19 protein-coding genes are annotated in these 20,947 nt (G+C 70.8%); 7 read left to right on the top strand and 12 right to left on the bottom strand.

Annotation, left to right across the window (positions count from 1 at the left end; all coding sequences use genetic code 11):
• Positions 1–48: 48 nt before the first annotated feature.
• The 8 genes from OHS57_RS30940 to OHS57_RS30905 form a co-directional block, all read right to left on the bottom strand.
• Positions 49–1,086 carry a substrate-binding domain-containing protein gene (locus tag OHS57_RS30940; RefSeq protein ID WP_041992736.1) on the bottom strand — a complete coding sequence of 346 codons (1,038 nt, stop codon included), beginning with the start codon at positions 1,084–1,086 and terminating at the stop codon, positions 49–51.
• Positions 1,087–1,210: 124 nt separating this feature from the next.
• Positions 1,211–2,278 carry an ABC transporter permease gene (locus OHS57_RS30935; RefSeq protein ID WP_041992733.1) on the bottom strand — a complete coding sequence of 356 codons (1,068 nt, stop codon included), beginning with the start codon at positions 2,276–2,278 and terminating at the stop codon, positions 1,211–1,213.
• Positions 2,275–3,807: a sugar ABC transporter ATP-binding protein gene (locus OHS57_RS30930; RefSeq protein WP_041992731.1), complete on the bottom strand. Its 1,533-nt coding sequence runs from the start codon at positions 3,805–3,807 to the stop codon at positions 2,275–2,277. The genes OHS57_RS30935 and OHS57_RS30930 overlap by 4 nt, the downstream gene beginning before the upstream one ends.
• A 243-nt stretch (positions 3,808–4,050) precedes the next feature.
• On the bottom strand, positions 4,051–5,232 hold the full coding sequence (locus OHS57_RS30925; protein ID WP_328584027.1) for an ROK family transcriptional regulator: 1,182 nt from the start codon (positions 5,230–5,232) through the stop codon (positions 4,051–4,053).
• Positions 5,233–5,467: 235 nt separating this feature from the next.
• Positions 5,468–6,145 (bottom strand): GntR family transcriptional regulator, encoded by a 678-nt coding sequence (locus OHS57_RS30920; protein ID WP_078863774.1) that lies wholly within the window; start codon positions 6,143–6,145, stop codon positions 5,468–5,470.
• A gap of 99 nt (positions 6,146–6,244) precedes the next feature.
• Positions 6,245–7,192: a beta-ketoacyl-ACP synthase III gene (locus OHS57_RS30915; RefSeq protein ID WP_041992724.1), complete on the bottom strand. Its 948-nt coding sequence runs from the start codon at positions 7,190–7,192 to the stop codon at positions 6,245–6,247.
• 113 nt (positions 7,193–7,305) lie between these two features.
• Positions 7,306–7,449 (bottom strand): MFS transporter small subunit, encoded by a 144-nt coding sequence (locus OHS57_RS30910; RefSeq protein WP_198533340.1) that lies wholly within the window; start codon positions 7,447–7,449, stop codon positions 7,306–7,308.
• On the bottom strand, positions 7,415–8,770 hold the full coding sequence (locus OHS57_RS30905; RefSeq protein WP_328584026.1) for an OFA family MFS transporter: 1,356 nt from the start codon (positions 8,768–8,770) through the stop codon (positions 7,415–7,417). Before OHS57_RS30905 ends, OHS57_RS30910 begins: the two co-directional genes overlap by 35 nt.
• A gap of 193 nt (positions 8,771–8,963) precedes the next feature.
• Here OHS57_RS30905 and OHS57_RS30900 point away from each other — a divergent pair, with 193 nt between their 5' ends.
• Positions 8,964–9,935 carry a 2-dehydropantoate 2-reductase gene (locus tag OHS57_RS30900; RefSeq protein WP_328584025.1) on the top strand — a complete coding sequence of 324 codons (972 nt, stop codon included), beginning with the start codon at positions 8,964–8,966 and terminating at the stop codon, positions 9,933–9,935.
• Positions 9,936–10,115: 180 nt separating this feature from the next.
• The gene (gene fdhD, locus OHS57_RS30895; protein ID WP_041992715.1) at positions 10,116–10,955 is read left to right on the top strand and encodes a formate dehydrogenase accessory sulfurtransferase FdhD; all 840 of its coding nucleotides are present in this window, start codon (positions 10,116–10,118) and stop codon (positions 10,953–10,955) included.
• Positions 10,956–11,045: 90 nt separating this feature from the next.
• Here the strand turns inward: fdhD and OHS57_RS30890 are convergent, their stop codons facing one another.
• Positions 11,046–12,080, bottom strand: coding sequence for a bile acid:sodium symporter family protein (locus OHS57_RS30890; protein WP_328585209.1), 1,035 nt, complete (start codon positions 12,078–12,080; stop codon positions 11,046–11,048).
• Positions 12,081–12,205: 125 nt separating this feature from the next.
• On the opposite strand from OHS57_RS30890, the gene OHS57_RS30885 reads away from it, so the two are divergent.
• A complete protein-coding gene (locus OHS57_RS30885; RefSeq protein ID WP_443042996.1) occupies positions 12,206–13,072 on the top strand; it encodes a LysR substrate-binding domain-containing protein in 867 nt (288 codons plus the stop codon).
• Between the two features lie 36 nt (positions 13,073–13,108).
• Here OHS57_RS30885 and OHS57_RS30880 read toward each other — a convergent pair whose 3' ends face one another.
• A complete protein-coding gene (locus OHS57_RS30880; protein ID WP_328584023.1) occupies positions 13,109–14,098 on the bottom strand; it encodes an Lrp/AsnC family transcriptional regulator in 990 nt (329 codons plus the stop codon).
• Positions 14,099–14,214: 116 nt separating this feature from the next.
• Between OHS57_RS30880 and OHS57_RS30875 the strand changes: the two genes are divergently transcribed.
• The 3 genes from OHS57_RS30875 to OHS57_RS30865 all read left to right on the top strand — a co-directional run bounded on the left by OHS57_RS30875 (position 14,215) and on the right by OHS57_RS30865 (position 18,697).
• On the top strand, positions 14,215–15,705 hold the full coding sequence (locus OHS57_RS30875) for an MFS transporter (protein WP_328584022.1): 1,491 nt from the start codon (positions 14,215–14,217) through the stop codon (positions 15,703–15,705).
• Between the two features lie 223 nt (positions 15,706–15,928).
• Positions 15,929–17,755: an AMP-dependent synthetase/ligase gene (locus OHS57_RS30870; protein ID WP_328584021.1), complete on the top strand. Its 1,827-nt coding sequence runs from the start codon at positions 15,929–15,931 to the stop codon at positions 17,753–17,755.
• Between the two features lie 114 nt (positions 17,756–17,869).
• Positions 17,870–18,697: an aldo/keto reductase gene (locus OHS57_RS30865; RefSeq protein ID WP_328584020.1), complete on the top strand. Its 828-nt coding sequence runs from the start codon at positions 17,870–17,872 to the stop codon at positions 18,695–18,697.
• Here OHS57_RS30865 and OHS57_RS30860 read toward each other — a convergent pair.
• Positions 18,690–19,655 (bottom strand): AraC family transcriptional regulator, encoded by a 966-nt coding sequence (locus tag OHS57_RS30860; protein ID WP_328584019.1) that lies wholly within the window; start codon positions 19,653–19,655, stop codon positions 18,690–18,692. The two genes, OHS57_RS30865 and OHS57_RS30860, sit on opposite strands and share 8 nt — an antisense overlap.
• A gap of 10 nt (positions 19,656–19,665) precedes the next feature.
• A complete protein-coding gene (locus tag OHS57_RS30855; RefSeq protein ID WP_041992694.1) occupies positions 19,666–19,971 on the bottom strand; it encodes a 4a-hydroxytetrahydrobiopterin dehydratase in 306 nt (101 codons plus the stop codon).
• Between the two features lie 137 nt (positions 19,972–20,108).
• On the opposite strand from OHS57_RS30855, the gene OHS57_RS30850 reads away from it, so the two are divergent.
• Positions 20,109–20,915: a helix-turn-helix domain-containing protein gene (locus OHS57_RS30850; RefSeq protein ID WP_328584018.1), complete on the top strand. Its 807-nt coding sequence runs from the start codon at positions 20,109–20,111 to the stop codon at positions 20,913–20,915.
• The last annotated feature ends 32 nt before the right edge of the window (positions 20,916–20,947 follow it).

Raw genomic sequence — 20,947 nt, 5'->3', positions numbered from 1 at the left:
GACACTCCTCGTCTCTCATTCAGTGGGGGACGGACGCACCAGGGCCGGTCAGCTGAAGCCCGACGGCAGGTACTGATCGATGTTCGTCTTGTCTACCACGGCGGAGAAGACGGTGATCTGGGTGGGTATCTCCGTTTCCGAGATCCCGCTGATGCCCTTGGACTGGGCGAGCGCGCGCGCCAGGTCGATGGCGGAGGCGGCCATCGTGGGCGGGTAGAGGACGGTCGCCTTCAGCACACTGTTGTCCGCCTTGATGGCGTCCATCGCCGACTTGGCGCCCGCGCCGCCGACCATCAGGAAGCCGTCACGGCCGGCCTGGTCGATGGCGCGCAGGGCGCCCACGCCCTGGTCGTCGTCGTGGTTCCAGATGGCGTCGAAGCTGGGCTGGGCCTGGAGCAGCTGCGCCATCTTGGCCTGGCCCGACTCGACGGTGAACTCGGCGGCCTGCCGGGCGACCTTCTTGATGTTGGGGAAGTTCTTCAGGGCGTCGTCGAAGCCCTTGGTGCGCTGGGTGGTCAGTTCGAGACCGTCGATGCCGGCCAGTTCGATGACCTTGGCGTTGGCCTTGCCCTTGAGCTTCTCGCCGATGTAGTTGCCGGCGTTGAGGCCCATGCCGTAGTTGTCGCCGCCGATCCAGCAGCGGTACGCCTGCGGGGTGGCGAAGATCCGGTCCAGGTTGATGACCGGGATACCGGCCCGCATGGCCTTGAGGCCGGCTTGGGTGAGGGCCTTGCCGTCGCCCGGCAGGACCACCAGTACGTCGACCTTCTTGTTGATCAGTGTGTCGACCTGGCCGATCTGGGCAGCCGTGTCGTTGGAGCCCTCGGTGGCCTCCAGTGTCACGTCGGAGTACGTGGCGGCGCGTGCCTTGGCCTGCTCGTTGATGGCGTTGAGCCAGCCGTGGTCGGCCTGCGGTCCCGCGAAGCCGATGGTGACGTGCTTGCCCGGCTTGTCGGTCGTGGCCGGCTTGGTGTCGGCCGCCGCTTCCTTCTTGTCGGGCTCGTTGCTGGTGCAGGCGGTGAGGAAGGCACCCGCCGAGACGGCGGCGGTGCCGAAGAGCAGTCCTCTGCGGCTGGTTTCTGGCATGGCGGTTGAACCCTTCGGATAGGGCGTTCTTCGGACCGGGCTGTGGGGCTTGGCGGGTGCCGTCGTCACCACACCTGGCAGGTGCCATGAAGACGACAGGACGGCTGCGGGAGCGGGAGCGAGGTCAGCCCTCGCCACCCCGCGCTGTGCGCCGCTGGACCAGGACCGCGGCGACGATGATGACGCCCTTGGCGATCTGCTGGACGTCGCTCTGCAGGTTGTTGAGGGCGAAGATGTTGGTGATCGTGGTGAACACCAGGACACCGAGTACGGAGCCGACGATGGTGCCGCGGCCGCCGCTGAGCAGGGTGCCACCGATGATCGCGGCGGCGATGGCGTCGAGTTCGTAGAGGTTTCCGTTGGTGTTCTGACCCGAACCGGCCAGCACCACCAGCAGGAAGGCGGCGATGCCGCAGCAGAGGCCGGAGAGCAGGTACAGGTACAGCCGCTGCCTGCGGACGTCGATGCCGGCGAGCCGCGCGGCCTCCGGGTTGCCGCCGACCGCCACCGTGCGCCGGCCGAAGGTGGTGCGGTTGAGCACCAGCCAGCCGACGACCGTCACGGCGGCGAACACGATCACGAGCGGCGGTATGCCGAGAACGTAGGAGTCCCGGCCGCCGAGGTCGAGCACCGACTGGACGGTGACGATCTGGGTCTTGCCGTCGGTGAGTTGGAGAGCGAGACCACGGGCGGACGCCAGCATCGCGAGGGTCGCGATGAAGGGCACCATCCCGCCGTACGCGATCAGCACACCGTTGACCAGGCCGCAGGCGAGACCCACCACCATGGCGGTGAACAGGATGCCCCAGAAGCCGAACTCCTGGGTGGCGACCGTCGTCGCCCACACCGACGCCAGCGCCACGATCGCCCCGACGGACAGGTCGATCCCGCCGCTGGTGATGACGAAGGTCGCGCCGACCGTGACCACACCGATGACCGAGGCCTGGGTGAGCACGAGTTGGAGGTTGTTGACGTCGAGGAACTGCTCGGGCTTGGTGATGCCCCCGACGATGATCAGTGCGACCAGCACACCGAGCAGCGAGAGGTTACGGACGTCGAGCCGCAGCCCGAGACCGGGCTTGCCGCCCTTCTGCGGACCTGACTTGGCGGTGCTGACAGCGGACGTCGGCTGCTCGGGTGCGGCCGCGGCGTCCGGCCCGCCCTGCTGCGCCTCAGAGGCAGGCTGCTTCATGGCGTCGGGCTCCCTTCCATCACAAGGTCGAGTACACGGTGTTCGTCGAGCTCCTCGGCCGGCGCCCGGTGGACGACCTGGCCTTCACGGAGCACCAGCACCCGGTCGGCGAGGCCCAGGACTTCGGGGACCTCGCTGGAGACGAGCAGTACGGCGAGGCCGTCGTCGGCCAGCCGGCGGATCACGGAGTAGAGCTCGGCGCGCGCGCCGACGTCCACACCGCGGGTGGGTTCGTCGAGGAGCAGGACCCGGCAGCCGCGCAGCAGCCAGCGGGCGAGTACCGCCTTCTGCTGGTTGCCGCCGGAGAGGGTACGGATCCGGGCGTCCGGGTTGTCGGGGCGCAGGGACAGTTCCCTGGTGGCCGCCTGGGCCGCCGAGCGCTCGGCCGACCGGTCGAGCCAGCCGGCCCGCGAGAAGCGGGAGAGGGTCGAGACCGACACGTTGCGGGTGACGGATTCGAGCATCAGCAGGCCCTGGGCCTTGCGTTCCTCGGGCGCGAGCCCGATGCCGGCCCGTACGGCTGCGCGCACACTGCCGGGGCGCAGTGGTTTGCCCGCGACGAAGACCTGACCGGTGCTCGGCTTGCGGGCACCGTAGATGGTCTCCAGGATCTCGGAGCGCCCGGAGCCGACGAGTCCGGCGAGGCCGACGATCTCGCCGGGCCGCAGTTCGAGGTCGACGGGGGCGAACTCGCCCTCCCTGGACAGGCCTTCGACCCGCAGGACGGGCTCGGTCGTCGCGGCCGGGGGCGCCGCCTGGTGCTCGGGGAAGACGTACTCGACGTTCCGTCCGGTCATCAGGGCGACGATCTCGCGGGTCGGGGTCTCCTTGGCCGGCAGCCCCACGGCGACGGTCTTGCCGTCCTTGAGCACGGTGACCCGGTCGCCGATGCGGCGGATCTCCTCCAGCCGGTGGGAGATGTAGACGACGGCGACCCCGTCGGCGATCAAAGTGGCCACGATCCGGAACAGGTTGTCGACTTCGTCCGGGTCGAGGGCCGCTGACGGTTCGTCCATGACGATGAGGCGTACGTCGTGGGAGAGCGCGCGTGCCATGGAGACGATCTGCTGCTGGGCCGCGGAGAGCGAGCCCACGGTGCGGTGGGCCTGGATCTCCGGGTGGCCGAGCCGCTTCAGCAGCGCCTCGGCGTTCTTCCTGGCCTCCCGGCCCCTGACGACGAACCCGGCGCTGGTGGGTTCATGGCCGAGGAAGATGTTCTCGGCGACCGAAAGCCCTTCCACCAGGTCGAGTTCCTGGTAGATGGTGGCGATGCCGAGCCGCATGGCGGCGATGGGTGACTTGAGCGCGACCGCTTCGCCGCGCCAGGTGATCACACCGTCGTTGGGCTGGTGGGCACCGGCCAGCACCTTGATGAGTGTGGACTTGCCTGCGCCGTTCTGGCCCAGCAGACAGTGCACCTCGCCGGCCCTGACCTCCAGGTCCACACCGTCGAGGGCGCGAACTCCGGGGAAGGACTTGGTGATGCCGGACATGGTGAGCAGTACGGATTCGGGTGGTGCTGGTGCCATGGCGTATCCCCTCGGCGGAACCGGCCGCCCCGCGGGCAGGGCAGGTCAAGGGCAGGGTGGAGCACGGTGCGGCTCTTGCGTGTGTGCGGCTCTTGCGTGTGCGGTGCTGGTGCTGTGCCGTGGTGCCGTTGCGTGCCGTGGTGCTGGGCCGTGGTGCTGTGCCGTGTTGTGCGGTGTTGTTCTCTGTTGTGCGGTGTTGCTTTGTTGTGCGGTGCGGTGTGCTTACGGTGATGCGCGCCGGCGTCAGGCCGGCGAGAACAGGTGGTCGCTGATGAGCCGGGCCGCGCCGGTGACACCGGCGACGGGGCCCAACTCCCCCAGGACGATGGGGAGGTTGCCGGTGGCCAGCGGCAGGGACTGCCGGTAGACCTGGGTACGGACCGAGGCCAGCAGGGTGTGGCCGAGGCCGGTCACACCGCCGCCGATCACCACGAGTCCGGGGTTGAAGAAGCTGACGAGCCCGGCGATGACCTGGCCGACCCGGTTGCCGCCGTCGCGGATGAGATCGAGTGCGGCGGTGTCGCCGGCCGCTGCGGCCGCCGCGACATCGACGGCCGTCAGTGTGCCGCCGGCGGCGAGCCGGGCGGCGAGTTCGGGTGAGCGGCCGTCGCGGGCCGCGTCGTCGGCGTCGCGGGCGAGCGCGGCGCCGCTGAAGTGGGCTTCCAGGCAGCCCCTGTTGCCGCACGCGCAGGCACGTCCGTCGGGCTCGACCTGGATATGACCGATGTCGCCCGCGCTGCCCGTCGTACCGCGGTAGACCTCGCCGCCGACGACGATGCCGCAGCCGATACCGGTACCGATCTTGACGCAGAGGAAGTCACCGACGGAGCGTGCGACGCCCGCGTGCTGCTCCCCCATCGCCATCAGGTTCACGTCGTTGTCGACCATGACGGGGCAGCCCAGTTCCTGGCTGAGCGCCTCACGGACCGGGAAGCCGTCCCAGCCGGGCATGATCGGCGGTGCTACGGGCACACCCTCGGGGAAGCGGACAGGACCGGGGACCCCGATGCCGGCGCCGTCGAACTCGTCGGCGAGACCGGACACCTTGAGCTTGCCGGCCATCGTGAGCACCTGCTCGAAGACGGCGACCGGGCCCTCGCGGACGTCCATCGGGTGGTTGAGATGCCCGAGCACCTCCAGCTCCGCGTTGGTGACGGCCACGTCGATCGAGGTGGCGCCGATGTCCACGCCGAGGAAGCGCAGGGCGGGCGCCAGCCGGATGTTGTGGGAGCGGCGTCCGCCGCGCGATGCGGCGAGTCCGTCGGCGACGACGAGTCCGGTCTCCAGCAGCCGGTCGACCTCGACGGCCAGCTTGGACCGCGAGAGGTCGACCTGATCACCGAGCTGGGCACGGGAGTTGGGGCCACCGTCACGCAACAGCCTGAGCAGTCGCGCCTGGTGCGCGTTCGCGGGTCGTGCGGTCATTCGTCTCACGCGCCCCTCCCCGCCTTGTCGGCTACGTGCCTTGTCGGCTCTGTTTCTTGTGCTTTCGAGGGGAACGTAGCAGCGCTTGCCCGCAGGGGGAAGAAGTTGCGCGTGAATCCGTCATAACTTTCTCCACACCGAAGACAAAGCGATGGCGAGATTGGACCGGAGACTGGCGCGAAGACGGGTCGACGGCGCAGTATGGGGCGCGATCCGACCTCAAATGACGGCTGGATCAGGCCTGTTCACGGTCGTGGTAGGTGGTACGGGTGTGCTCGGTGTGCGCCCGCATGACTTCCGTGGCGCGCCGCTCGTCCCGGTCGGCGATGGCGGCGATCAGCGCGCGGTGCTCGATCCAGGACTGCTTGCCGCGCTGCCGGGCGACCGGCGTGTAGTACCAGCGGACCCGCCGGTCCACCTGCGCCGCCAGCTCGGCCAGGACGACATTGCCGGCCAGCTCCATCACCTTGGCGTGGAAGGCCGCGTTGGTGGCGACCGTCAGATCCACGTCGTCGTCGGCGACCGACTGCTCGCCCCTGGCGCACAGCTCCTCCAGGGCCGCGATCCCCGCCGTGCCGGAATTGGCGGCGGCGAGCCGGGCCGCCTCCGCTTCGAGGAGGGTGCGCACGGACAGCAGCTGGTCCGCCTCGTCCTCGGTCGGCTCGTGCACGAACGCGCCCTGGGCCGGGCGCAGATCGATCCACCCCTCGGTGTTCAGCCGCTGCAGGGCCTCCCGTACCGGCTGCCTGGACACGCCCAGGTGGCCCGCGAGTTCACTCTCGACCAGATGCTGCCCCGGGCGCAGCGCGCGCGTCGTGATCAGCTCCAGCAGCGCCTCGTAGACCCGCTCACGCAGCGGACCCTGTCGTTCGAGCCTGGGCACGGCCCCCTGCGGCAGTCCTGGCGACAACATTGCGCTCCCCCTTCTGGCGTGCGGTGACGACGACCGTGCCGATCGGTGAACGCCTCGGCACATTGGTTATCGTCTACAGTCTACCGAAGGGCACCGCGTTCATGGACATCGGATGACCTGGCCCGCGTAAGAGAGATTTCCGCCAAAGCCGAACAGCAGCGCGGGCGCTCCGGAGGCGACTTCACCGCGGTCGACCAGTTTGGACAGCGCCATCGGGATCGACGCGGCCGAGGTGTTGCCCGAGTCGACCACGTCACGGGCGACCACCGCGTTGACGGCCCCGATCTTGCGCGCGAGGGGCTCGATGATCCGCAGGTTCGCCTGGTGCAGTACGACGGCGCCGAGCTCCTCCAGCCCGACACCCGCCCGCAGACAGACCTCGCGCGCGAGCGGCGGGAGTTGGGTGATGGCCCAGCGGTAGACGGCCTGGCCCTCCTGGGCGAAGACCGGCGGGCTGCCCTCGATACGTACCGCGTGGCCCATCTCGGGCACGGAGCCCCACAGCACGGGACCGATCCCCGGCTCCTCGCCGGGCCCGGTCGCCTCGACGACGGCGGCGCCCGCCCCGTCCCCCACCAGTACGCAGGTGGAGCGGTCGGTCCAGTCGGTGACGCCGGCCATCTTGTCGGCGCCGATGACCAGGACCCGGGAGGCGGCCCCGGCCCGTACGGTGTGGTCGGCGGTGGCGAGCGCGTGGGTGAAACCCGCGCAGACCACGTTGAGGTCCATCACGGCCGGTGAGCCCATGGACAGCCGGGCGGCGACCCGGGCCGCCGTGTTCGGCGAGCGGTCGATCGCCGTGGACGTGGCGACCAGGACCATGTCGATGTCGGCGGGGACGAGACCGGCCGCGGCCAGCGCCTTCGCCCCGGCGTGCGCGGCCAGCTCGTCCACCGGTTCGTCGGGGCCCGCGACATGCCGGGTCTTGATCCCGACCCGGCTGCTGATCCACTCGTCACTGGTGTCGACCAACGCCGCGAGGTCGTCGTTGGTGAGCACCTTGGCGGGCTGGTAATGGCCGAGCGCGGTGATACGAGTGCCGGTCATACCGGGGACCCCCTCTGCTTCGACGTCAGGCGTCCTCCAGTCTCGTCAGCGACCGGCCGGTACGAAGACAGGTGAACCAACAGGATTCGCCCGCGCCGCTTGGAGAGTCCGCATCATCCGGTGAACAGCTGTCGGGCCTTGAGGACAAGCTCGTACACACCGTACGCCAACGGAATCCCCACCCAGAGCCAGGCGAAGACGATCAGCCCGGTGCGCCGGGACTCAGGTGCCGTGCTGCTCGGTGACGGCGTGGTCATCGGCTGCCTCCCTCGGGGCCGGGATGTGGTGGTGACGCGGGTCGACGGGCCTGATCAGCTCGTTCGCGACGAAGCCGACGGCCAGCAGACAGATCATGATGACGAACGACACCCCGTAGAGCGAGGGGCCGCTCTTGCCGGCGTCCGCCTGGCTGTCGGCGACCCGGTTGACGATCAGCGGGCCGAGGACGCCGGCGACGGACCACGCGGTCAGCAGCCGGCCGTGGATCGCGCCGACCTGGTACGTGCCGAACAGGTCCTTGAGATAGGCGGGCAGCGTGGCGAAGCCGCCGCCGTAGAACGACAGGATGACCATCGCACAGATCACGAACAGCGGTTTGGCGGAGTCACCGGTCAGGAAGATCAGCACGTACATGACGATTCCGACGAGCAGGTAGAACCGGTAGATGTTCTTGCGGCCGATCACGTCCGAGAGGGACGACCAGCCGATCCGGCCCGCCATGTTGGCCGCGGAGAGCAGCGCGACGAAGCCGGCGGCCGCCGAGACCGAGACCGGGGCCGAGGTGTCGGAGAAGAAGTCGGTGATCATCGGCGCCGCGCGCTCCAGCACCCCGATGCCCGCGGTCACGTTCATGCACAGCACGACCCACAGACACCAGAACTGCGGGGTGCGCAGGGCGGATCCGGCCGACACCTGGACGCCGGAGACCGCCTCGGCCGCCACGACGGGTGCCCCGGCCCTGCCGGGCCGCTCGCCCGGCCGCGGCACCCGGATCAGCAGCACGCCGAGCGACATGAACACGGCGTAGACCAGGCCGTGCACCAGGAAGGCGAGCGCGATGCCCCCGCTGTCGCTGCCGAACGACTTCAGCATCTGCGCCGACCACGGCGAGGCGATCAGCGCGCCGCCGCCGAAGCCCATGATGGCGATGCCGGTCGCCATCCCCGGCCGGTCGGGGAACCACTTGATCAGCGTGGAGACGGGCGAGATGTAGCCGATGCCCAGACCGATGCCGCCGACGAACCCGTAGCCGAAGACGATCAGCCAGTACTGCTCGGTCGCCGCGCCGAGCGCGGCGAGCAGGAAGCCGGAGGAGAAGCAGGACAGCGCGACGGTCATCGCCCAGCGCGGACCGTTGCGTTCGACGAGGGTGCCGCCGAAGGCGGCCGACAGGCCGAGCATCACGATGCCGAGCTGGAAGGGGAGGGCGCTGGCCGTCCCCGACAGGTCGAGCGCGGATTCCAGTGGGGGCTTGAAGACGCTCCAGGCGTAGGCCTGGCCGATCGACAGATGGACCGCGAGCGCGGCGGGCGGCACCAGCCAGCGGCTCCAGCCTGCCGGCGCGATGGGTGGGGTCATGCTCGCGAACTCTAGGAACCTGTCGGCCGGTTGGGAAGATCCTTCACCGAATCTGTCGACAGTATGCGGTGACAGAAGCCTTGTCGACCGGAACTCCATACTGTAGACAATATATCGTCGACACTGACAGGGAGCATGCTTCCGCTCCCCCGGCCCTCTCGGTCTCCCTCAAAACCGAACGGAGAGCCTCACGGTGAAAGTCGCAGTTGTCGGCGCCGGAGCGATCGGCGCCTATGTCGGAGCCGCGCTCGACCGAGCCGGCGCCGACGTCCATCTCATCGCCCGTGGACCGCATCTCGCGGCCATGCGGCAGCACGGAGTCCGGGTGTACAGCCCGCGCGGCGATTTCACCGCGCGGGTGCACGCCACCGACCGACCGGACGAGATCGGCCCGGTCGACTATGTGTTCCTGGGGCTCAAGGCCAACTCCTACGCGGCGTGCGGTCCGCTGGTGACGCCCCTGCTCAAGGACACCACGGCGGTCGTCGCCGCCCAGAACGGCATCCCCTGGTGGTACTTCCACGGCCTGGGCGGCCCGTACGACGGCAGACGGATCGAGAGCGTCGACCCCGGCGGCTCGGTCAGTGCGGTGCTGCCGCCCGAGCGAGCCGTCGGATGTGTCGTCTACGCGGCGACGGAACTGGCGGGACCCGGCATCGTCCGGCATCTGGAAGGGACCCGCTTCTCGATCGGCGAACCCGACCGCTCGATGTCGCGGCGGTGCCTCGACCTCAGCGCGGCCATGCGGAGCGGCGGGCTCAAATGTCCCGTCGAGACCGAGCTGCGCGACGACATCTGGATCAAGCTGCTCGGCAACATCTCGTTCAACCCGATCAGCGCCCTCACCCGCGCCACCATGCGGGAGATGTGTCAGCACCGCAGCACACGCGAGGTCATCGAGCTGATGATGGCGGAGACCCTGCGCGTCGCCGAGGCGCTGGGCTGCCGCCCCGACATCTCCGTCGAGCGGCGCATCGCAGGCGCCGAACGCGTCGGGGACCACCGGACGTCCACCCTCCAGGACCTGGAGAAGGGCAAACCGCTGGAACTCGACGTGCTGCTCGCCGCCGTCGTCGAACTCGCCGACGTCACCGGCGTACCGGTACCGACGCTCCGTACGGTCGGCGCCATCTCCGATCTGCTGGCTCGCGGCGCCGCCGCCTGATCTCCCCGTCCGCCCGCGCCGGCGGCCACGACAAATAACGGTCCACGGGGTTCCCCTGGGCCATCGCAGACAGAATACTGTATGCGATGAGTCGTGGCCGCCGGCCAATGGCATCGTGGAGCGCGAGGGCCGGCACCGGCTCCACAGGCACAGCGGTACTGGACGGGTAGGACGGATCACATGGGACGGGTCACCGAGCGCCGGCGCACCATCCGGATCAGGGACGGGCAGATCACCACCCGCCCCGACACACTGGTGGCCGAGGAGCCGCTGGAGATCCGGCTGAACGGCAAACCGCTCGCCATCACGATGCGCACCCCGGGCGACGACTTCGCGCTCGCGGCCGGGTTCCTGGTCAGCGAAGGCGTGCTGGCCGCCGCCTCCGACGTGCAGTCGATCGTGTACTGCGCCGGGGCCAAGGACGACGGCACCAACACGTACAACATCGTCGACGTACGCCTCGCGCCCGGTGTCCCGATGCCCGACATCAGCCTGGAGCGCAACGTCTACACGACCTCGTCGTGCGGACTGTGCGGCAAGGCGAGCCTGGACGCCGTACGCACCACGGCCCGCTTCCCGATCTCCGACACTCCCCCGGTCCTGGTCGAGCCCGCGCTGCTGTCCGGCCTCCCCGACCGGTTGCGGGCGGCGCAGCAGGTCTTCGACAGGACCGGGGGCCTGCACGCCGCCGCGCTGTTCTCCGAGACCGGCGAGATGTACGACATCCGCGAGGACGTCGGCCGGCACAACGCGGTCGACAAGCTCGTCGGCCGGGCGCTGCGGGAGGATCTGCTGCCGCTGTCCCGCTCGATCCTGCTGGTGTCGGGCCGCGCGTCGTTCGAGCTGGCCCAGAAGGCCGTGATGGCGGGCATCCCGATGCTCGCGGCGGTCTCGGCGCCGTCGTCGCTGGCGGTCGACCTGGCGGCGGAGGCCGGGCTCACCCTGGTCGGTTTTCTCCGCGGCACCTCCATGAACGTGTACGCGGGCGATGAGCGGATCGCCCTGCACACCGGGGTATGACCCGCCCCGCTGCACGGGACGGGACCCGGCCGGCGGGGAGCGCCCCCTGCGCCGGCCGGGTTCGCCGTCCGCCGCCGGCGGACGCCCCGGCTACGAACGCACCGGGTCACCCGGTGCGGCGGCGGGTACGGGCGCGGCCTCGGCCGCTCGCGGCTGCGGGTCGCCCGCGCGGCGCTTCGCGATGACCGCGCACACCATCAGCTGCATCTGGTGGAAGAGCATCAGCGGCAGCACGGCGAGGCTCGCGTGCGCGCCGAACAGGACGCTCGCCATCGGCAGCCCGGCCGCCAGGCTCTTCTTCGACCCGGCGAACTGGATCGCGATCCGGTCGCCCCGTACGAAGCCGAGCCGCTTCGCCCCGTACCAGCTGACCGCCAGCATCGCGGCGAGCAGCACCGCCTCCACCGCCAGCAGCCCGGCGAGGCGCGCCACGGTCACCTGGTGCCAGATCCCGGCGACCATGCCCTCGCTGAACGCCGTGTAGACCACCAGCAGGATCGAGCCGCGGTCGACGAGGCTCAGCAGCTTCTTGTGCCGGGTCAGGAAGCCGCCGACCCAGCGGCGCAGCAACTGGCCCGCGACGAAGGGCAGCAGCAGCTGCGCGACGATCTTGAGCAGGGAGTCGGCCGAGAAGCCCACGGCGCCGCCGCCGATCAGCGAGGCGGCCAGCAGCGGGGTGACCACGATCCCCACGATGCTGGAGAACGATCCGGCGCAGATCGCGGCCGGTACGTTGCCGCGCGCGATGGACGTGAAGGCGATGGACGACTGGATGGTGGAGGGCACCAGGCACAGGAACAGCAGGCCGTCGTAGAGCTGGGGCGTCAGCACGAACGGCACGAGCCCCCTGGCGGCGAGGCCCAGCAGCGGGAAGAGCACGAACGTACAGCCGAGGACGGTGACATGCAGCCGCCAGTGCCGCAGCCCGTCGAGCGCCTCCTGCGTCGACAGTCGCGCTCCGTAAAGGAAGAACAGCAGCGCCACGGCGCCGGTCGAGGCCCCGCCCGCCACCTCGGCGGCCCCTCCGGAGGCGGGCAGCAGCGCCGCGAGGGCCACGGTCCCGACGAGCGCGAGGATGAACGGGTCGATCGGAAGCCAGGACGGAAGGGTGACGCGGCGGTTCATGTGCTCCACTCGGACTCGGTACGGGGCGTGCCGCCCCATCGTCCCGCTGATCAGGGCAATCGGGAATCCCGTACGCCGCTCTGACTGTGATCGCGATTCGCGATGGCCGGGTAATCTTGGGGTTTGTGTACGACCCAGGACAGCTGCGTACGTTTCTCACCGTGGCCCAGACGCTCAGTTTCACCCGGGCCGCCGGGCGGCTCGGAGTGCGCCAGTCGACCGTGAGCCAGCATGTGCGCAGGCTCGAACAGGCCGCCGGCCAACCGCTGTTCAGCCGCGACACACACAGTGTGGAGCTCACGGAGAGTGGCGAGGCGATGCTGGGCTTCGCCCGGACGATCCTGGCGGCCCACGAGCGCGCGTCGGCGTTCTTCGGCGGCACCCGGCTGCGCGGCAGGCTGCGGTTCGGGGTCTCCGAGGACTTCGTCCTCACCCGGCTCCCCGAGATCCTCCGGTCGTTCCGGCAGGAGCATCCGGAGGTCGATCTGGAGCTGACGGTCGAGCTGTCCGGCACACTGCACGAACAGCTGGCGGCGGGGCTGCTCGATCTCGTCCTGGCCAAGCGGCGCGCCGGCGACATCCACGGCGCGCTGGTGTGGCGGTCGTCGCTGGCCTGGATCGGCGCGCCACGGCTGCGGGTCGATCCGGACCGTCCCGTGCCGCTGATCCTCTACCCGCCCCCGGCGATCACCCGGTCAAGGGCGTTGGACGCGCTCGGGGCGCAGGGCAGGGCCTGGCGGGTGGCGTGCACCAGCTCCAGCCTGAGCGGTCTGACGGCGGCGGCCCACGCGGGTCTCGGCGTGATGGCACATACCCGGGGTCTGGTCCCGCAGGGCCTGGTGCCGGTGACGGCGCGGGCCGGGCTGCCGGAGCTGGGCGAGGTGGACTTCGTGCTGGTGCACGGCCGCAGGCCGGCGGGCGCCCACGAGGCGGCGGACGCGCTGGCCGACGCGATCCTGACGGGCGGCGACCGGCTGCAACGCCCGGCCTAGGGACACGGCTCAGGGACGGCCGCTCAGGAACGCGGCTCAGGGGCGGCGGCGCTCCTCGTAGGTGAGCTGTTTGACCGTACGCAGCACCGGCGCGCATTCGACGTGCTGGACGCCGTCGAGGCGCCCCACGCCCTCGCTGAGATAGCGGTAGACCGAGGCGGTGTCGCTGCACACGATCACCGCGACCAGATTGCAGTGGCCCGCCGTCGCCGAGGCGAACGCCACCTCGGGGTGGGTGGCGAGCGCGCGGCCGACGGAGTCGAGGGCGGCGGGCGCCGCGGTGATCCAGAGGATCGCTCTCAACTCGTACCCGAACACACCCTGGTTGAAGGTGACGTCGATGAAGAGCGCCCCCGAAGCCAGCAGTTGGTCGAGCCTGCGGCGTACCGCCGACTCGGAACGCCCGGTGGCCCGCTGGAGTTCGGCGAAGGTCGCCCGGCCGTCACGTTCGAGCGCGGCGACCAGGGGTTCGTCCTCGGCGGTGAGGACGGCGGACGACCGCGGCTCGCGCGGCTCGTCGGGGACAGGACCGCGCAGCGCCGCCACCTGCTCGTCGGTCAGCGACCTGCTCTTCGCGAGCCAGCCCGAAGGGCCGCCGTAGAAGCGGTGCAGCAGCTGGTGGGCCCTGATCTCGGCGACGGCCGGGGTGCGCGGGAGCCGGCCGAGCAGCAGCTCCTCCTGCTCGCCCTTGCTGCGCGCCCGGGTCGTGCAGACGACTTCGGTGCCGCCCGAAGTGAGCCCGATCCAGGCGGTGTCGGGCCGGCGGGCGAGCGCGCGGGCCAGCGGGTCGGCGGCGTCGGGGGTGCAGCGCAGCCGCAGCATCCAGCTGTCGTGGCCGAGCCGGGCGGCGTCGCGTACCCCGACGACCCGGACCCCCATGTCGGTGATCAGCCGCCGGTAGCGGCGGGCGACGGTCTGGTCGGAGACGCCGAGCACCTCGGCGATCCGGCTGAAGGGGGCGCGCGCGTCGGTCTCCAGCGCGTGCAACAGCTGCCAGTCGAGGTGGTCGTACGGGTCGCTTTCCATCGGCTGATTCCCGGATCGTGTCGGATTCCGGCGCTTTCGATGTTCTGGCTGCCGGATATCGGGGTCGTTGCCTGATCGTACGGGAGGAAAGAGAACCGTTCGATGGGGAGAACATCATGCGTAAGTGGGGGCCGCTCGTCGCGGTCTGTCTGGGCACCTTCATGCTGCTGCTGGACGTGACCATCGTGATCGTGGCGCTGCCCGCCATGGCGGGCGGGCTCGACGCCTCGCTCAGCGAGCTCCAGTGGGTCATCGACATCTACGCGCTGGTGCTGGCCGCGCTGCTGCTGGGGGCCGGCGCCGCGGCCGACGTGCTGGGCAGGCGGCGGGTGTACGCGGTGGGCACCGGGCTTTTCGCGCTGGCCTCGCTGGGCAGCGGCCTCGCGCAGAACGCCGGGGAGCTGATCGCGCTGCGCGGATTGCAGGGCGTGGGCGCCGCCGCGATGTTCGCGACGACGCTGTCCATACTCGGCGCGGCCTACCAGGGCCGTGACCGGTCGTTCGCGCTGGGCATCTGGGGCGCGGTGAGCGGGGCGGCCGCCGCGCTCGGCCCGGTGCTCGGCGGGGTGCTGACCGAGGGGCTCGACTGGCGCTGGATCTTCTTCATCAACCTGCCGGTGAGCGTGCTGGCGATCTGGCTGACGCTGCGCGCCGTGCACGAGGGGCGCGGCGAGCAGGGCCGCCGGATCGACTGGGCGGGCACGGGCTGCTTCGCGCTGTTCGCGGGCGCCCTGACCTTCGCCGTGGTGCGGGCGGGCACCGAGGGCTGGACGTCGGCGCAGACGGGCGTCGCCCTCGCGGTGGCCGTCGTGGCGCTGGTCGCGTTCGTGGTGGTGGAGCGCCGGGCCGCGCAGCCGCTGCTGGATCTGTCGCTGTTCCGCGGTGCCTCGTTCGTCGCGGTGATGGTGGCGGCGCTGGCGTTCAACGCGGCGGCGTTCGGTGTGCTGCCGTACACGGAGATCTGGCTCCAGACGCTGCTCGGCATGAGTCCGGTCGAGGCGGGTCTGGCCCTGCTGCCGCTTGCGGTGCTGTCGTTCGTCGTCGCCGCCCTGACGGGCCGGCTGCTGCACGGGGTGCAGCCGCGGCTGCTGCTCGGCGGCGGGCTGCTGCTGGTCGGGATCGGGGCGCTGGCGCAGTCCGTGCTGGACGCGGGATCCGGCTGGGCGGCGCTCAGCCCGGGGCTCGCCGTCGCGGGGGCCGGCGTGGGCCTGGTCTCGCCGAGCCTGGCGGGCGCAGCGCTGTCGTCCGTACCGCAGCGGGACGCGGGCATGGCGGGGGGCGCCGTCAACACGTTCCGGCAGCTGGGGTTCGCGCTCGGGGTGGCCGTCTTCGGCACGCTGGTGACGAGCCGGATGACGGACTCGCTGCGCGGTGCGACACCCGATCCGGTGGGCGCCTCGCACCTGCTGGCCGGCGGCGGTGCGGGAGCACTCCACGGCCGGGTGAGCGCTCATGAGCTGCACAGCGCGTTCGCCTCGGGGCTGAACACGGCCACACTGGTGGCGGGTGCGGCGGGGATCGTCGCGGGTGCGGCGGTGCTGATCTGGGTACGGACGCCGAAGGCGCCCACCGCGGGGACCCCGGTGAAGGTGCTGTCCGAGGCGTAGTCGCGCGGGGGGCGTGACAGCGTCGTACGGATTCGGTGGAGATTCCCCCGCGCCGTACTTACTCTTCAGTCAGAAGTGTGTCCGTGCCCTGCCGGTCTGGCCGTATTTCAGCCGCTGACCTGTGGTGATATGGCTTGGTTCCGGCTTGCGCACGGGCTCCCGCGCGGGCTTCTTGTGGGGTAGCGTCGCGGCGCTGTGCGGAGCGCCACAAGGAGCCAAGTCATTGCGCGAGTTCACTTCCCCCCCTCTCGCGGCAGCGCCGCCCCACTCCGGTGGGCTCGCGGACGCCGTGTACGACCACGCCGAGGCCGCCCCCGACCGGGTGGCACTCGGCCGCAAGGACGCGGAAGGACACTGGCAGGACGTCACATCGGCGGAGTTCCGCGACCAGGTGCTGGCCCTGGCCAAGGGGCTGCTCGCCGAGGGGCTGCGGTTCGGTGACCGGGTCGCGATCATGTCCCGTACCCGCTACGAGTGGACCCTGTTCGACTTCGCCCTCTGGTCGATCGGCGTCCAGTCGGTGCCCGTCTACTCCACGTCGTCGGCCGAGCAGATCTGGTGGATGCTGTACGACGCCGAGGTCGTCGCCTGCGTCGTGGAGCACGAGGACCACGCGATGAGCGTCGGCTCGGTGATCGACCGGCTGCCCCTGCTCAAGCGGCTCTGGCAGCTGGACGCCGGCGCCGTGGACGAGCTGGTCGCCGCCGGTGCCGGGATCGAGGACGCGGCCGTGCACCGCAACCGCGCTGCCGTACGGCCCGACGGGATCGCCACGATCATCTACACGTCGGGCACCACGGGCCGGCCCAAAGGGTGCGTGATCACCCACGGCAACTTCATGTACGAGGCCGACACGGTCATCCACCGCTGGGAGCCGGTCTTCCACTCGCGCCCCGGCGACCAGGCGTCCACGCTGCTGTTCCTGCCCCTCGCGCACGTCTTCGGGCGGATGGTGGAGATCGCAGCGATCCGGGGCCGGGTGAAGCTGGGGCACCAGCCGGAGCTGCGCGCGAGCGCCCTGCTGCCGGACCTCGTCGCGTTCCGGCCGTCGTTCATCCTCGCGGTGCCCTACATCTTCGAGAAGGTCTACAGCGCGGCGCGGCGCAAGGCGGAGCGCGACGGCAAGCTCGGTCCGTTCGAGAAGGCCATCGATGTGGCGGTGCGCTACGCGGAGGCCATGGAGCACCGGGCGTTCGGCATCGGCCCCGGGCCTTCGGCGTCCCTGCGGGTGCAGCACCAGTTCTTCGAGAAGGCCGTCTACAGCAAGGTGCGCGCGGCGATGGGCGGCCGGGTGCGGCACGCCTTCTCCGGCGGTTCGGCGATGGACCGGCGGCTCGGTCTGTTCTTCGAGGGCGCGGGCGTCACCGTCTTCGAGGGGTACGGGCTGACCGAGTCGTGCGCGGCCGCGACGGTCAACCCGCCCGAGCGCGCCCGGTACGGCACGGTCGGCCAGCCGATTCCCGGCAGTTCGGTCTACATCGCCCCGGACGGCGAGGTGTGGCTGCACGGCGGCATGGTGTTCTCCGGCTACCTGGGCGACCCGAAGGCGTCGGACGCCGTGCTGCACGACGGGTGGCTGGCGACCGGCGATCTGGGGGCGCTCGACGAGGACGGCTATCTGACCATCACCGGCCGCAAGAAGGAGATCCTGGTCACCTCGGGCGGCAAAAGCGTCTCGCCGACGGCGCTGGAGGAACGGGTCCGCGCGCATCCGCTGGTGGCGCAGTGCATCGTGGTCGGCAACGACCGGCCGTACATCGCCGCGCTCGTCACGGTGGACCAGGAGTCCGTCGACCACTGGCTGAACGTGCAGGGCAAACCGCCGCTGAAATCCGCCGACCTGGTGCGCGACCCGGATCTGGAGATGGAGGTCAGACGCGCCGTGGTGGCGGCCAACACGGCTGTCTCGCAGGCCGAGTCGATCCGTACGTTCCGGATCCTGGCGCACCCGTTCAGCGAGGAGCACGGCCTGCTGACCCCGTCGCTGAAGCTCAAGCGCAAGGCGATCGAGGCGGCGTACACCCGCGAGGTCGAGGCGCTGTACCGCTGAGCCTCCGGTTACGGGAATTCGGCCAGGTCCGGGGACGTTGGTCTTCCGGGAGCGCACTCCAGGACGACAGGCGCACTCCCGGAAGACAACCGACGACGTAAGGATCGACCGCTCGTGAGCAAGGTCCCCTCCCTCACCCTCAACAACGGCATCACGATGCCCCAGCTCGGCTTCGGTGTCTGGCAGGTGCCGTCCGACGAGGCGGCGCAGACCGTCGGCACGGCGCTGGAGGCCGGCTACCGCAGCATCGACACGGCGGCCGCCTACGGCAACGAAGAGGGCACGGGCAAGGCCATCGCCGCCTCCGGGATCGCCCGGGACGAGCTGTTCGTCACCACGAAGCTGGCCAACGGCGACCAGGGGTACGACTCGGCCCTGCGCGCCTTCGACACCTCGCTGGCCAAGCTGGGCCTCGACCACGTCGACCTGTATCTGATCCACTGGCCGATGCCGGCCAAGGACACCTTTGTCGACTCCTACCGGGCGTTCGAGAAGATCCTCGCCGACGGCAGGGCCCGGGCCATCGGCGTCTCCAACTTCCTTCCCGACCACCTGGAGCGGCTGACCGGCGAGACCTCCGTGGTGCCCGCCGTCAACCAGATCGAGCTGCATCCCCAGCTCCAGCAGGCCGAGTCGCGCGCGTTCCACGCGAGCCGTGGCATCGTCACCGAGGCGTGGTCCCCGCTGGGCTCGGGCCGGGGGCTCCTTGAGGTCCCGACCGTGGCGGCTGTCGCCCACAAGCACGGCAGGACCCCCGCCCAGGTGGTGCTGCGCTGGCACCTCCAGCTGGGGCACGTGGTGATTCCCAAGTCCGTGACGCCGTCCCGGATCACCGAGAACATCGAGGTCTTCGACTTCGAGCTGGACGACGACGACCTGGCCGCGTTCGCCGCCCTCGACGAGGGCAAGCGGCTCGGCAGCCACCCGGCGGACGTCAACTGACGCGATCGGACGGCCGGTCCGCGGGGGCGCCGCCCGTGCGGTACTCCTGCGGGCTGACGCCCCGTACGCGTTTGAAGGCGGCGCTGAGCGCGAACGAACCGCCGTAGCCGACCTTCCTGGCCACCGCCTCGACCGTCGCCTCGCTCCCCCGCAGCAGATCGGCGGCGAGCGCGAGCCGCCAGCCCGTCAGATACGCCATCGGCGGCTCGCCGACCAGTTCGGTGAAGCGGCGCGCGAGCCCGGCGCGTGACACCCCGCAGGCGGTCGCCAGCGAGGCGACGGTCCACGGCGCCGCCGGGTCGTTCTGCAGCAGCCGCAGCGCCTGCCCGACGACCGGGTCGGCCATCGCCGCGTACCAGCCGGGCGCCGCCGCCTCGGGGCGGGAGAACCACGCTCTGACCACCGCGATCAGCAGCAGGTCGAGCACCCGGTCCAGGACCACGCTCTGGCCCGGCTCGTCGCGGGAGATCTCCTCGTCCAGGACCGGCAGCAGCGGCCCGCGCCATGCGGTCGCCTCCAGCTTCAGCAGCTCGGGCAGCGCGTCGAGCAGCCGTCTGCTGACCTCGCCCGCCATCTGGTAGGTGCCGATGAGCACGGTCGTGGTGCCGTCGGGCGCGTTGCCCCAGGTCCGTACGCCCAGCCGCATGGACTGCGCGAGCGGTTCGCCCTGGAGGGTGTGACAGGTGCCGCCGGGCCCGATCAGGGCATGCGGCTCGGTGCCGAGGCTGTCCGCCGCGCGGTACGGCTCCGGGCCACGGGCGATGGCGACATCACCGGGGCGCAGCAGCACCGGGTCGCCCTTGGCGGGGACGATCCACGCCTCGCCGCTGGTGACGCACATCAGACAGAGCGGCGCGCCGTCCTCGATCCGGACCGACCAGGGCGGTTCCATCACCATGCGCAGCAGGAAGGCGCCCCTGGCACGGGGCCCGTCGAGAAGTCCGGCGAGCGCGTCCACGGCCGGCGGCTCAGCTCGCCAGGTGGGTCGGGGCGACCGCCTCGATCCGGCGGGCCAGCTCGATGTCCCGCTCGGTGACGGCACCGCCCGCGTCGTGCGTGTGCAGGGCCAGCGAGACGGTGTCGTACCCGAGGGTCAGGTCGGAGTGGTGGTCCAGCTCTTCCTGGAGCTGCGCGATGTGGACGACCAGCGCCGTCGCGGCGAAGTGGCTGCCCAGCCGGTAGGAGCGGACGATCCGGTCGCCCGCGAGCGACCAGCCGGGCAGCTCCCGCAGCCGCTCCTCGACGGTCTCGGCCGGCAGCGGCTTCCTGGACATCGCAGGGGCTCCTTCAGGACGGGGCGGGTTTGACGGCTGCGGTGGGACGGGCACGGTGGGACGGGCGCGGTGGGCTCGCCCTGTTCGGCCGACGATACGCCGCCGGGTACCGGCCCGCCTTGTATTACCGTCCTGGTATGACTGCGCTCGCCTCTGATGTCGGAGTAGGACCGCTGCTGCGTGACTGGCGCCGCAGGCGCCGGATCAGCCAGCTGGAGCTGGCCCTCCAGGCCGATTCGTCCGCCCGGCACATCAGTTTCATCGAGACGGGCAGGTCCCGGCCCAGCGAGGTGATGGTCCTCAAGCTCGCCGAACACCTGGACGTCCCGGTACGGGAGCGCAACGCCCTGCTGCTGGCGGCCGGTTACGCGCCCCGGTTCACCGAGACGGCGCTGGACGACCCGGCGATGGGCGCGCTGCGCGAGGGCCTGGACCGGCTGCTGCTGGGCTACGAGCCGTATCCGGCGGTGGTGGTCGACGGTACGTACACGGTGCTGGCCGCCAACCGAGGCATCGCGATGCTCCTGGAGGGGCTGCCGGCGAAGCTCCTCACCCCGCCGACGAACGCCATGCGGATCACCCTGCACCCGGAGGGTCTCGCGCCGCGCATCCGCAACCTGCGGGAGTGGCGCGGCCATCTGCTCGCCCAGATGGAGCGCCAACTGGCGCTCAGCCGCTCGCCCGCGCTGCGCGAACTGTACGAGGAGGTCGCCGGCTATCCCGTGGCCGACCAACACCCCGACGACTCCGAGCGCGACGAACCGCCGTCCGCCGGGCCCAGCTTCGCGCTGCCGATGCGTATCGAGCACGACGGGCGGGTGCTGTCCTTCCTGTCGTCGATCTCGACGTTCAACACACCGATGGATGTGACCGTCGCCGAACTGGCCATCGAGACGTTCCTCCCGGCCGATCCGGCGACGGTCAGCTATCTCACCTCACGCTGACCGCGGTTGACCGCTGTTGACCGCGACTGACG

The organism is Streptomyces sp. NBC_00370 (assembly GCF_036084755.1).
In the GTDB taxonomy this organism is placed as follows: domain Bacteria; phylum Actinomycetota; class Actinomycetes; order Streptomycetales; family Streptomycetaceae; genus Streptomyces.
The sequence above is the reverse complement of the archived record's forward strand: the minus strand, read 5'-3'. Positions and strand labels throughout refer to the sequence as shown.

What these genes read in the sequence shown, in the direction of transcription:
- OHS57_RS30915 (WP_041992724.1), bottom strand. Translation starts at nt 7,192, where the DNA reads ATGACCGGCACTCGTATCACCGCGCTCGGCCATTACCAGCCCGCCAAG.
- OHS57_RS30925 (WP_328584027.1), bottom strand. Translation starts at nt 5,232, where the DNA reads ATGACCGCACGACCCGCGAACGCGCACCAGGCGCGACTGCTCAGGCTG.
- OHS57_RS30890 (WP_328585209.1), bottom strand. Translation starts at nt 12,080, where the DNA reads ATGAACCGCCGCGTCACCCTTCCGTCCTGGCTTCCGATCGACCCGTTC.
- OHS57_RS30920 (WP_078863774.1), bottom strand. Translation starts at nt 6,145, where the DNA reads ATGTTGTCGCCAGGACTGCCGCAGGGGGCCGTGCCCAGGCTCGAACGA.
- OHS57_RS30850 (WP_328584018.1), top strand. Translation starts at nt 20,109, where the DNA reads ATGACTGCGCTCGCCTCTGATGTCGGAGTAGGACCGCTGCTGCGTGAC.
- OHS57_RS30905 (WP_328584026.1), bottom strand. Translation starts at nt 8,770, where the DNA reads ATGACCCCACCCATCGCGCCGGCAGGCTGGAGCCGCTGGCTGGTGCCG.
- OHS57_RS30940 (WP_041992736.1), bottom strand. Translation starts at nt 1,086, where the DNA reads ATGCCAGAAACCAGCCGCAGAGGACTGCTCTTCGGCACCGCCGCCGTC.
- OHS57_RS30930 (WP_041992731.1), bottom strand. Translation starts at nt 3,807, where the DNA reads ATGGCACCAGCACCACCCGAATCCGTACTGCTCACCATGTCCGGCATC.
- OHS57_RS30855 (WP_041992694.1), bottom strand. Translation starts at nt 19,971, where the DNA reads ATGTCCAGGAAGCCGCTGCCGGCCGAGACCGTCGAGGAGCGGCTGCGG.
- fdhD (WP_041992715.1), top strand. Translation starts at nt 10,116, where the DNA reads ATGGGACGGGTCACCGAGCGCCGGCGCACCATCCGGATCAGGGACGGG.
- OHS57_RS30935 (WP_041992733.1), bottom strand. Translation starts at nt 2,278, where the DNA reads ATGAAGCAGCCTGCCTCTGAGGCGCAGCAGGGCGGGCCGGACGCCGCG.
- OHS57_RS30880 (WP_328584023.1), bottom strand. Translation starts at nt 14,098, where the DNA reads ATGGAAAGCGACCCGTACGACCACCTCGACTGGCAGCTGTTGCACGCG.
- OHS57_RS30910 (WP_198533340.1), bottom strand. Translation starts at nt 7,449, where the DNA reads ATGACCACGCCGTCACCGAGCAGCACGGCACCTGAGTCCCGGCGCACC.
- OHS57_RS30875 (WP_328584022.1), top strand. Translation starts at nt 14,215, where the DNA reads ATGCGTAAGTGGGGGCCGCTCGTCGCGGTCTGTCTGGGCACCTTCATG.